General features: G+C 34.2%; 11 protein-coding genes. 9 read left to right on the forward strand and 2 right to left on the reverse strand.

Annotated elements, in window-relative coordinates:
• Position 1 precedes the first annotated feature (1 nt).
• The 4 genes from QQZ16_RS05715 (at position 2) to rpsA (ending at position 3,233) form a co-directional block, all read left to right on the forward strand.
• Complete coding sequence (locus QQZ16_RS05715) at positions 2-673, forward strand: flagellar brake protein (protein WP_235250022.1); 672 nt, start codon at positions 2-4, stop codon at positions 671-673.
• Between the two features lie 120 nt (positions 674-793).
• A complete protein-coding gene (locus QQZ16_RS05720; protein ID WP_031538291.1) occupies positions 794-970 on the forward strand; it encodes a DUF5359 family protein in 177 nt (58 codons plus the stop codon).
• 258 nt (positions 971-1,228) lie between these two features.
• Positions 1,229-1,906, forward strand: a complete 678-nt coding sequence (cmk, locus tag QQZ16_RS05725) for a (d)CMP kinase (protein ID WP_235250033.1) — start codon at positions 1,229-1,231, stop codon at positions 1,904-1,906.
• 187 nt (positions 1,907-2,093) lie between these two features.
• Complete coding sequence (rpsA, locus tag QQZ16_RS05730; protein ID WP_031538293.1) at positions 2,094-3,233, forward strand: 30S ribosomal protein S1; 1,140 nt, start codon at positions 2,094-2,096, stop codon at positions 3,231-3,233.
• A 73-nt stretch (positions 3,234-3,306) separates the two neighbouring features.
• Here rpsA and QQZ16_RS05735 read toward each other — a convergent pair whose 3' ends face one another.
• Positions 3,307-3,444, reverse strand: a complete 138-nt coding sequence (locus tag QQZ16_RS05735; protein WP_065429089.1) for a YpzI family protein — start codon at positions 3,442-3,444, stop codon at positions 3,307-3,309.
• A gap of 217 nt (positions 3,445-3,661) precedes the next feature.
• Between QQZ16_RS05735 and QQZ16_RS05740 the strand changes: the two genes are divergently transcribed.
• The 5 genes from QQZ16_RS05740 to QQZ16_RS05760 all read left to right on the forward strand — a co-directional run bounded on the left by QQZ16_RS05740 (position 3,662) and on the right by QQZ16_RS05760 (position 8,296).
• Positions 3,662-4,270 (forward strand): YphA family membrane protein, encoded by a 609-nt coding sequence (locus QQZ16_RS05740; RefSeq protein ID WP_235250036.1) that lies wholly within the window; start codon positions 3,662-3,664, stop codon positions 4,268-4,270.
• On the forward strand, positions 4,267-5,157 hold the full coding sequence (locus QQZ16_RS05745) for a YIEGIA family protein (RefSeq protein ID WP_235250057.1): 891 nt from the start codon (positions 4,267-4,269) through the stop codon (positions 5,155-5,157). Before QQZ16_RS05740 ends, QQZ16_RS05745 begins: the two co-directional genes overlap by 4 nt.
• Positions 5,154-5,339: a capping complex subunit for YIEGIA gene (locus QQZ16_RS05750; RefSeq protein WP_235250060.1), complete on the forward strand. Its 186-nt coding sequence runs from the start codon at positions 5,154-5,156 to the stop codon at positions 5,337-5,339. Before QQZ16_RS05745 ends, QQZ16_RS05750 begins: the two co-directional genes overlap by 4 nt.
• 580 nt (positions 5,340-5,919) lie before the next feature.
• On the forward strand, positions 5,920-7,230 hold the full coding sequence (der, locus tag QQZ16_RS05755; RefSeq protein ID WP_031538297.1) for a ribosome biogenesis GTPase Der: 1,311 nt from the start codon (positions 5,920-5,922) through the stop codon (positions 7,228-7,230).
• Positions 7,231-7,246: 16 nt separating this feature from the next.
• Positions 7,247-8,296 carry an NAD(P)H-dependent glycerol-3-phosphate dehydrogenase gene (locus tag QQZ16_RS05760; protein ID WP_235250075.1) on the forward strand — a complete coding sequence of 350 codons (1,050 nt, stop codon included), beginning with the start codon at positions 7,247-7,249 and terminating at the stop codon, positions 8,294-8,296.
• Between the two features lie 55 nt (positions 8,297-8,351).
• Here QQZ16_RS05760 and QQZ16_RS05765 read toward each other — a convergent pair.
• On the reverse strand, positions 8,352-8,531 hold a 180-nt coding region (locus QQZ16_RS05765; RefSeq protein ID WP_284561178.1), incomplete at its 5' end, for an IS3 family transposase.

Raw genomic sequence — 8,531 nt, forward strand, 5'->3', positions numbered from 1 at the left:
AGTGATTTCAATTGGAGATACATTAATTATTGAACCGATTCATGGAGAAAAAAAAGTTGATCAATATAAAAGCCGTGTTTTAGGAATGGAGGAAAAATCCCTTCATATTGAATATCCTATTCATCTTGAAACAAATAAGCTGATTTTTTTAATGAATGGTGCTCAATTAAGAGTGAATTTTGTTACAAATGAAGGAATCGCTTATTTATTTCATTCAGAAGTAATCGGAAGAAAAAAAGATAATAATGTACCGGTGTTAATTCTTTCATTACCTAGCATAGATCAAATGATTAAAATTCAGCGCAGACAATTCGTAAGGATTGAAACAAGTATTGATATGGCTATTCATCCAATGGAAGTAGAGAACTCCTTTCAGCCATTCACAACGGTATCTTTAGATTTTAGTGCAGGGGGAGCTGCGGTTGTTGTTCCTAAAAAAATATACTTAGAGGAAAATAGTAAGATAAAAGTTTCATTAGTCTTACCCTTACAGAACGGAGAGTATAATTATTTGCATCTAGATGCGGAGATTAAAAAAATCATTGATTACAATGAAAATAGTAATAAAATGTCTATTGAATTTTTAGATATTGAGCCAGTGGATCGTCAGTCGATGTTAAGATTTAGTTTTGACCGCCAATTATCCTTAAAAAAGAAAGGGCTTGAAATCTGAATAAAGGAATACTAAAACTCCGATACTAACTTTATAGGATTAATTCGTATTGATGATCGCTAGGAAGTTTTACTTTCTTCTCTACGATTGTAGTAGTGGCTAGTATAAGGAGTGCTTCGAATGAAAACGGTAGAAAGAATTATAATAAAGATAATCCTGCTTCAAATCGTCTTTTTTTTAGTTGGTCAAATATTTCATATGTGGGATATTATCCCAGAAATAAGAACCATTACCCAATATGAAGGAGTTATGGATTCCAATTTTATATCCTTTCTTGAGACTTTTGGAAGAAAATAAAACATGAATGAAGAAATTTGTCTTTTTTTCTTATAATTGTTATATACAAAAATGCTACATAAATAAGCCGATATTAGTGATAAAAAATGAAAAGAAATATGTTAAAATAAAAGATAGTTAAGCCAAATTAAGGCTAGCTCTCCTAATGATGAGATGCTGCTTTTAAGAAGGATTGTATATTCTTTAGAAGCCAACAACGGTTATGGAGAATTTTAATAAGATAATTGGTATATTTGAGCCAGTAGTTCAGGAGGATTTATGGAAAAGAAAATTAGCATTGCAATTGATGGCCCCGCAGCTGCAGGGAAAAGTACGGTTGCAAAGATTGTCGCAGAACAATTAGGATATATTTATATCGATACAGGTGCGATGTATAGAGCATTAACCTATAAGGCAATAAATCATAAATTGAATTTAGAAGAAGAAGAGAATTTAATAAATATGTTAAATGAGACTGTGATTGAATTATTCCCAGGTGAGCAAGGACAATTAATTTTCTTAGATAGCAAAGACGTAACAAAGGAAATTCGTTCAAGTGAAGTAACGAACTCTGTTTCTATCGTTTCGAAGCATAAGCTTGTAAGGGAAGAAATGGTAAAAAGGCAGCAAATGTTTGCAGTAAATGGTGGAGTGGTAATGGATGGTAGAGATATCGGCACCCATGTGATTCCTACTGCTGAGGTGAAAGTATTCCTTTTAGCGTCTGTTGATGAAAGAGCTATTAGAAGACATAAAGAGAACATAGAAAAAGGATATGAATCTGACTTAGAACAATTAAAACAGGAAATTGCTGCAAGGGATAAATTAGATTCAGAACGTGAAGTTGCCCCCCTTAAGAAGGCGGATGATGCGATTGAAATCGATACGACTTCTTTATCTATTCATGATGTAGTAGATAAAATCATGGAATTAACAAGAGAAAAAATAAGCAATTAATTTTAACAGATAGAAGATCCACTTAATCTTAAAAACTAGTCTAGTGTTTCTTGCTTGACAAAAAAACAAGTTTGTAAGAAGTTTAAAGAGAAGAATTCTTAAAATTCGTATGCATGATAAATTTATTTAAGCTGCTGGATGTTTTTAAACAAATATTTATGCAGGTAGAGTCGAAGGAGGAGTACATATGTCTGAGGAATTAAATGATGTAGTTGTAAATAATTATTCTGTTGGAGACGTAGTAAATGGTCAGATTACGAAGGTAGAAGAAAAACAGGTAATTGTTGCAATCAGTGATAGTAAACTTGATGGGATACTTCCAATAAGTGAATTATCAAGCTTGCACATTGAAAAAGCAAGTGATGTTGTGTCAGAAGGAGACAAGCTTGAATTAGAAGTTATTAAAGTGGAAGAGGATGCCCTTGTTTTATCAAAAAGAAAAGTCGATGCCAAAAAGGCGTGGGATCAACTTGAAGAGAAGTTTAATTCAGGTGAAGTTTTCGAAGCAGAAGTAAAAGATGTTGTTAAAGGCGGACTTGTTGTTGATCTTGGTGTAAGAGGCTTTGTACCTGCATCCTTAGTAGAAGCTCATTATGTAGAAGACTTTTCTGATTATAAAGGTAAGACAATTTCTTTTAAAATTGTCGAATTAGAAAAAGATAAAAGCCGCCTTATTCTATCCCATCGTGCTGTAGTAGAGGAAGAGAAAAGTAAGCAAAAGCAAAATCTTCTTGACTCGATTGAAGCTGGCCAAACACTAACAGGTACTGTACAAAGAATTACTGATTTTGGTGCGTTTGTTGACTTGGGAGGCATTGATGGATTAGTTCATATTTCTCAATTGTCCCATGAACATATTTCTAGCCCAACAGATGTAGTTCAAGAAGGTCAGGAAGTAAATGTGAAGGTACTAAGTGTAGATCGCAATAATGACCGTATATCTTTATCTATTAAAGAAACACAGCCAGGACCATGGGCGAACATTGCAGATCGGGCTGAAAAAGGTAGTGTACTAGATGGAACAGTTAAGCGTATTGTTTCATATGGCGCGTTTGTTGAAGTGTTCCCAGGGGTAGAAGGACTTGTGCATATTTCACAAATCGCCCATAAACATATTGGAACACCACATGAAGTGCTAAAAGAAGGTCAAGAAGTTCAAGTGAAAGTTTTAGATGTTAACGAAGAAGACCAACGCCTTTCACTAAGTATTAAAGAACTTACAGAGAAAGAAGTGGATGAGGAAGAAGTGTATGAGCTTCCTGAAGAATCAAAAGGATTCCAATTAGGTGATATGATTGGAGAACAATTGAAAAAGTTGAAAAACTAATTTCTTTGTTTCGTTAAATAGAAAGAAGATATAATAGGGTGGCCATTTTTTTAGGTCACCCTTTTTGCAATGCCTACTTATTATCGTTTAATAATCTGCCTTCTTCAGGACTTTGTAATCGAGTTGAACCATTATAATGAAGTGCTTGGTCACGGTCAGACTCTACTCGGTTACTTTGTTTTAATTTTTTTTCCTGTCTATCCTTAGCCATAGAATTTACCTCCCAAAATAATTAATTGACTCCATTCATGATATGGACCGTTCACTTCCTTAATGGAAGTTTCTTTTTAGTATTCTACAGAATAGTCGAAACTACTTGATGAAAAAAATTCCTTTTGCATAGCAACATATTTCCTTTGTTTACGTGTATCTTTTTCGTTTAAATTACATTCTACCGAGACATAATGGGAATTAGGAGAGTGAGTATAATGGAGGGATCAATCTTTTTATTTTGTACATGGTTTATCTGGATTATTACGACGTTTTTTTTACAAAAAGATAATCCGAAGCGAACTAAATATTCCATTTATGTATTAATAGCAATTGTTTTAAGTCCCTTTAAATGGGAGTGGCATGAAATAAGTTGTTCTGTTTTACTTTTAAGTATATTAATTATCTCGTTTTATTCTACTGGTCGTTTACGATGGAAAACGACTATTTATATTATCATAGCGTCCTTTTTTACGATGTTAGCTTATGCCACATATGAAATGATGGCAATCATTGATCCTATCTGGGTATTTATTCCAGGACCTTGGCTTAAAGTAAGTATATTGTTTGTCCTAGTAATCCTTTTACATAAAAATATAGTCTGTCAGATACTTATTTTGCTAATTGGAAGTAGCACTGGAGAAATATTATTGAGTAGCATTTTAAGAAATTATCAGATGGAATACTATATTGGTTCTATGAGCTTTTTTGACTATTTAATGCCTGGTGTAGTTGGATTCTTATCCCTTTTTTATATAAGAATGACACTAGTGAAATGGGAACAGCATGTATTTATGCTTGAAAAGGAGAGACAAAAAAATATATGAGTAACTTTACTTATCCAATTTTACTTGGAGTATTTGTTGGGACAATATTAAGAATGTATATGCTAAGAACAGATTATCGCCAATATCCTACTTATTTGCATGGGAAAATTATTCATATCGCACTAGGCTTCATAGCAGCAGGGCTGGGCTCCGTGGCCATTCCTGCAATCTTAAACAAAGATTATACAGCGGTAACTTTCTTAACTGTTGCAGCTTCTCAATTTCGAGAGGTTAGAAATATGGAACGAAACACGCTTACGGAGTTGGATAGTTTCGAAATGGTTCCAAGAGGAAAAACGTATATTGAAGGAATTGCTATTGCTTTTGAAAGCAGGAACTATTTGGTAATGTTTGCAGGTCTTTTAAGCACCTTTGGCTATATTATTTATAATATATGGACAGGTATTCTCGCAGCAATCATCTCTGTAATCTTAGCGAAAAAATTGATGTCTGGTGGTCAATTAAAGGATATTGTAGATATTTCATATGCAAAGCCAATGTTTGATGATTCGGGTCTATATGTAGATACCATTTATATTATGAATATTGGTTTGCCAGAGCGGCAGAAGGAAGTCTTAAAGTATGGAATGGGCTTTATCTTAACTCCTAAAAATTTTAATGCCAGAACTACCATTGCAAATTTAGGACAGAGGCAGGCAATTCTATATGATGTGACTACTGCTCTTGGTGTCTATCGAGACTCTGGGACACCCGCATTAGTACCATTAGCTAAACGGGATTTAGAGGATGGAAGGGTGGCTGTATTCGTGCTACCTCAAATACAAAATGAAAAAAAGGCGATTAGTATTATCGGGGCTGTGCCAACGTTAGAAAATGCCATTCGGATGCCCAGTAAACGCTTAGAAAGAGAGGGAGAGATAGAATGAATTTAGAAAAATACATTTTAGCCTCCATTACAACTAATCCAAGCAAAGTCGCACCAGGAAACGGAGTGTTTTATTGTGAAAATACGACTGAGATGGAGAATGTTGCCACTAACCTAGAAGCTATATTAGATGGCATTGCTCATAAAATTGGGGAGGAAGTTTATATTATAGTAAAGCATTAAATGCAAATTATATAAAGTATTCCAATGAAGAAGGAAGTTTTCAATTGGATTTAGTTTATAAAAGAACAGGTGTAAGGGAGCGTATATATTTTATAAAAACCAATATATACGAATTAGCGCATACATTGTGAAAAAGTTATAAAAATGATGATTATTGTAAAAAAAATGTAGTTTTCTGTTGCTTGGATAACATCTCTTTGATAAACTGTTTTAGTTAGGGGTCTACTTCTCTATTTTAGGGTTAGCCCCTATTTTTACTATTTTTATGTTAAAGGGTATTACTTGAGCAATCGATTATTGGTTTCATAATGTTTAGAATCTTAGGAATAAGTTTTTCATTTTGTTTTTAATCTTGCTTATAAGAGTGTGATTTCAGCCTAAAAAACAACAAATTCGAATGATAAAGAATTCTAATATCCACGAAACTAAAAAGCGGAAGTACTATATTTTCATGTACTTATGTTATAAAGGTAATAAATAATTTAAGAATGTTCTTTAACACTGTGATTACTTAGTTACTATCTTTTTAAGGAATCATGTTGCATGGATAGAATGATTATGTGTGAAGGGAATGATAGCGATGGCTAAACCAGTTATTGCGATAGTTGGAAGACCGAATGTAGGAAAATCGACTATCTTTAATCGGATAGTGGGAGAACGTATTTCAATTGTGGAAGATATACCAGGAGTAACGAGAGATCGTATTTATAGCTCTGCAGAATGGTTAAACCATGATTTTAATCTTATTGATACAGGTGGAATCGATATTGGGGATGAACCATTTTTAGATCAAATACGTATGCAAGCGGAGATAGCAATAGAAGAGGCAGATGTTATTATCTTTATAACAAATGGTCGTGAAGGGGTTACTTCTGCCGATGAAGAAGTTGCAAAAATATTGTATAAAGCTAAAAAGCCAGTTGTTCTTGCCGTTAATAAAGTAGATAATCCGGATATGAGAGAACAAATCTATGATTTTTATGCATTAGGATTTGGCGAACCATTTCCAATTTCAGGATCTCATGGTTTAGGTCTCGGTGATTTATTGGATGAAGCTGCAAAGCATTTTCCTAAGCATGATACAAAGGATTACGGTGATGATATTATTAAATTTTCTCTTATTGGGAGACCAAATGTAGGGAAATCATCCTTAGTTAATGCAATGTTAGGAGAAGATCGAGTAATCGTTAGTAATGTAGCTGGTACTACTCGAGATGCAATTGATTCTGAGGTAACGGTTAACGGAGAAAAGTTTGTTATTATCGATACAGCAGGAATGAGAAAAAAAGGAAAAGTATACGAATCTACAGAGAAATATAGTGTATTACGAGCATTGCGAGCAATTGAAAGATCGGATGTTGTTTTAGTTGTTATTGATGGAGAAGAAGGAATTATTGAACAGGATAAAAAAATTGCTGGATATGCACATGAAGCTGGAAGAGCAGTGATTATTGTCGTGAATAAATGGGATGCAGTAGAAAAAGATGAGAAAACAATGAAAACATTTGAACAAAATATTAGGGAACATTTCTTATTCCTGGATTATGCTCCAATTGTTTTCCTTTCAGCAAAAACGAAGAAACGGATTCATACATTAATACCGATGATTAAAGTTGCTAGCGAAAATCATACTCGTAGAGTGGAAACAAGTGTGTTGAACGATGTTATAATGGATGCTGTAGCGATGAATCCTACTCCAACCGATAAAGGTAAACGATTGAAAATATACTACACTACCCAGGTTGCGGTTGGACCACCAACTTTTGTCGTTTTTGTCAATGATCCAGAATTACTTCACTTTTCTTATGAGCGATTTTTAGAAAATCGTATTAGAGATGCATTTGGTTTTGAGGGAACACCGATTAAAATCTTTGCAAGAGAAAGAAAATAATAGAGGTGTAAAGAAGATGAAAACTCAAAAAACTGTAGCGATGATTGGTGCTGGCAGTTGGGGAACAGCACTTTCATTAGTACTTGGCGATAATGGTCATACTGTTCGTATTTGGGGTAAAGATGAGAAAAATATTGCAGAGATCAATAATCTGCATCAAAATAATAAATATTTACCAGGTATAACCTTACCTAAAGAAGTAGTCGGAACTACTTCTTTAGAAGAAAGTGTTCGCAATGCAGATTTTATTATTTTAGCTATACCAACAAAAGCGATGCGAGAGGTTATTCCACAATTGCTTCCATATGTAAATGAACCAAAAACAATCGTTCATGTTAGTAAAGGAATTGAGCCAGGAACGTTAATGCGTATTTCTGAAATTATCGAGGAAGAGATACCAGAAAGTAAACGAAAAAGCATTGTTGTATTATCGGGTCCTAGTCATGCAGAGGAAGTGAGTCTTAGACATCCGACGACCGTTACAGTATCCTCCAAGAATATGACCGAAGCGGAACTTGTTCAAGATTTATTTATTAATCATAATTTCCGAGTTTACACAAATCCAGATCTTATAGGTGTTGAAATTGGCGGAGCATTAAAAAATATCATTGCAGTTTGTGCAGGTATTGCAGATGGTTTAGGATTTGGTGATAATGCCAAGGCGGCTTTAATAACAAGAGGACTTGCTGAAATGGCTAGGCTGGGAACAAGAATGGGAGCAAATCCCCTTACGTTTGCAGGTTTGACTGGGATTGGAGATTTAATTGTTACATGTACAAGTGTCCATTCTAGAAACTGGAGAGCTGGTAACATGCTTGGAAAAGGCCAAGTGTTAGATGAAGTTCTTGCTCAAATGGGTATGGTTGTGGAAGGAATTCGGACTACAAAAGCTGCACATCAGCTGTCAGAAAAATATGGTGTTACGATGCCTATTACGAATGCTTTATTCCAGATTTTATTTAATGATCAAGATGCAAAAGCTGCCGTAGAGAGCTTAATGGCAAGAGGAAAAACGAATGAAATGGAAGATTTAATAAACATCCTTGCCTCTCAGTACATAGAATAAGAAAAAGATGTGTATTGAACTGGCACCCATGTCAAGGACACAATAAAAAAAGAGATTAAGCAACGAGAAGATGGTTCCTATATTGAATAGGGGTCATCTTTTTTAAATTCCATTGATATCGATAATTGTTATAGTAAACCATGTAATGATTTATTTTTGCCTTTAGTTCTTTTAAGGATTTACAAGATTGATAGTCCACATCATCTTTTAAATGACCAAAGAATGACTCTTGAGG

The organism is Bacillus sp. T2.9-1 (assembly GCF_950097965.1).
GTDB lineage: Bacteria > Bacillota > Bacilli > Bacillales > Cytobacillaceae > Niallia > Niallia hominis.

Bases quoted from the DNA above. Each gene is read 5' to 3' on its own strand.
- QQZ16_RS05745 (WP_235250057.1), top strand. From the start codon at position 4,267: ATGAGTAACTTTACTTATCCAATTTTACTTGGAGTATTTGTTGGGACA.
- QQZ16_RS05735 (WP_065429089.1), bottom strand. From the start codon at position 3,444: ATGGCTAAGGATAGACAGGAAAAAAAATTAAAACAAAGTAACCGAGTA.
- cmk (WP_235250033.1), top strand. From the start codon at position 1,229: ATGGAAAAGAAAATTAGCATTGCAATTGATGGCCCCGCAGCTGCAGGG.
- der (WP_031538297.1), top strand. From the start codon at position 5,920: ATGGCTAAACCAGTTATTGCGATAGTTGGAAGACCGAATGTAGGAAAA.
- QQZ16_RS05740 (WP_235250036.1), top strand. From the start codon at position 3,662: ATGGAGGGATCAATCTTTTTATTTTGTACATGGTTTATCTGGATTATT.
- QQZ16_RS05720 (WP_031538291.1), top strand. From the start codon at position 794: ATGAAAACGGTAGAAAGAATTATAATAAAGATAATCCTGCTTCAAATC.
- QQZ16_RS05750 (WP_235250060.1), top strand. From the start codon at position 5,154: ATGAATTTAGAAAAATACATTTTAGCCTCCATTACAACTAATCCAAGC.
- QQZ16_RS05760 (WP_235250075.1), top strand. From the start codon at position 7,247: ATGAAAACTCAAAAAACTGTAGCGATGATTGGTGCTGGCAGTTGGGGA.
- rpsA (WP_031538293.1), top strand. From the start codon at position 2,094: ATGTCTGAGGAATTAAATGATGTAGTTGTAAATAATTATTCTGTTGGA.